We start from the raw sequence: 1,760 nt of genomic DNA, 5'->3' as shown, positions 1-1,760 counted from the left end.
GTAGGTCGCATCGAGCACGCGCAAATGGGGGTCGGAAAGCCGTTCCGCCAGCCAATCCGTCGATACAAAAGCCGTTCGCGTGCTCATTCCCGTTTCCTCCCGTTCTTTTTCGATAGGCTCACACGCCGACGTGCGCCGATTGCGTCCAACGATCTTGAACCTTTTGTTGGTTCAGCAGCAACCATTGCGCGGCGATCAGCATGATAGAGTTTTCAAAACGCCCCGCTTCGAGCGCGTCCGACAGCTCGGGAAGGGTGAGGGTGCTTATTCGGATATACTCGCCTTCGTCGGCATTCCCGGCAAATTCGGGCAGAAGGCTGCTATCAACCCGGCCACAGTAGAGCGTGACGGTTTCCGATACGGCCCCCGGTGACGGGAGAAAGGTGAGGACTTCAAAAAGATCCTCGACCTCCGCGCCGATCTCCTCCCGGCATTCGCGCTGGGCGACACCGCGCGGATCGTGGATCTCATCGGGTTCGATGATCCCCGCGACGATCTCGATCATCCAAGGGTCGCGTCCGGCCGCCAGTGGCCCCATGCGAAATTGTTCAATGACCACAAGGCAGTTACGCACGGGATCGAAGGGCAGAACCGCGATGGCATGCCCGCGCTCGAACACCTCGCGCACCAGCGGCGGCGACCAAGTATCACCGTCGATCCTATGGCGAAGCTGCCATCGGTCCACTTGAAAATACCCTTGGAAGACGGGATCGCGGCGCTCCACAATCACGTCGGGGTTCGGCATGGGCTGGCGAATATCTCTCTTCATGCTAGAACCCTAGCGAATTGATGTTTCCGCCGGAACCCCATCTGGCCGCCTTATCGTCAGGAGAACGGGCAATGCGCCGACTGGCCTTGCTGCGCCACGCAAAATCATCGTGGGATGATCTCACGCAAAGCGACCATGCTCGCCCGCTCAATAGCCGGGGGCAGCGCGATGCGGTTCGCCTCGCGGCCACGATGCAAGCCCTGGGGCTGCGGTTCGACCGTGTGCTGTGCTCGACGGCGACGCGGACGCGGGAAACCTGGGATCACCTCGCGGGCGGTCTACCGGCGGGGAGCTATCCGCTGCCGCGCTATCTGGAAGACCTCTACCTCGCCGAGCCGGAAAAATTGCTTGCGACGGTTCGGCGCGAGGGCGAAGGGGCCGAAACCCTGCTGCTCATCGGCCATAACGACGGTCTGCACGAGTTCGCCCTGGGGCTGGTGGACCCGGCGACCGAGTTTACCGCGCGCGACCGGCTATCGGAAAAATTTCCAACGGCGGCGCTGGCGGTTTTCGACTGCCCCCTCGACGATTGGTCAAGCTTGTCCTGGCACACTAACCGCCTGATCGCGCTGCGCTTCCCGCGCGACATCGATGGCGAAGGGGATTCTTGAGATTATGAGCCACCTCTGGCTTGGGCTTCGTCCCGATCAGCTCTCGGCGCTACTCCAGCGTCCTTCCTGGCGAGGTTTTCAAAAAGCGCCGAAGCCAGAGCGTTGGCGGGTTCTGGATACGCCCGACCAACGCCACCGAGAAACGCCGCTCATCGTGTCGCCCACAGCAAAAGGCGGAACCGAGGCGTTGCAACCCCAGTTCGATCTAACGCGTACGCGCTGGACGGACGGGGGCTTGACGCTGGAGCACTTGGTTTGGCGGTTTCCGAACGGTGCGGCGGAACCGCAAGCCGCGTGGCTGCGAATGCCGGTCGGCCCGTCGGGCGATGCCCTGCGGGTCCAGTTGCACGCGATGCACGCGGACGCGCAACTCGCCGCGC

3 protein-coding genes are annotated in these 1,760 nt (G+C 62.6%); 2 read left to right on the top strand and 1 reads right to left on the bottom strand.

Annotated elements, in window-relative coordinates; genetic code table 11:
• Positions 1-118 precede the first annotated feature (118 nt).
• Positions 119-769: an NUDIX domain-containing protein gene (locus VZ95_RS17385; protein WP_084627888.1), complete on the bottom strand. Its 651-nt coding sequence runs from the start codon at positions 767-769 to the stop codon at positions 119-121.
• A gap of 71 nt (positions 770-840) precedes the next feature.
• On the opposite strand from VZ95_RS17385, the gene VZ95_RS17380 reads away from it, so the two are divergent.
• Positions 841-1,380 (top strand): SixA phosphatase family protein, encoded by a 540-nt coding sequence (locus tag VZ95_RS17380; RefSeq protein WP_045776983.1) that lies wholly within the window; start codon positions 841-843, stop codon positions 1,378-1,380.
• The coding region (locus VZ95_RS17375; RefSeq protein WP_045776982.1) for a hypothetical protein at positions 1,361-1,760 on the top strand (400 nt) is incomplete at its 3' end. The genes VZ95_RS17380 and VZ95_RS17375, both read left to right, overlap by 20 nt.

Origin of the sequence: Elstera litoralis (genome assembly GCF_000963705.1) — a bacterium.
In the GTDB taxonomy this organism is placed as follows: Bacteria; Pseudomonadota; Alphaproteobacteria; order Elsterales; family Elsteraceae; genus Elstera; species Elstera litoralis.
This window is presented reverse-complemented; position numbering and strand designations above follow the sequence as displayed.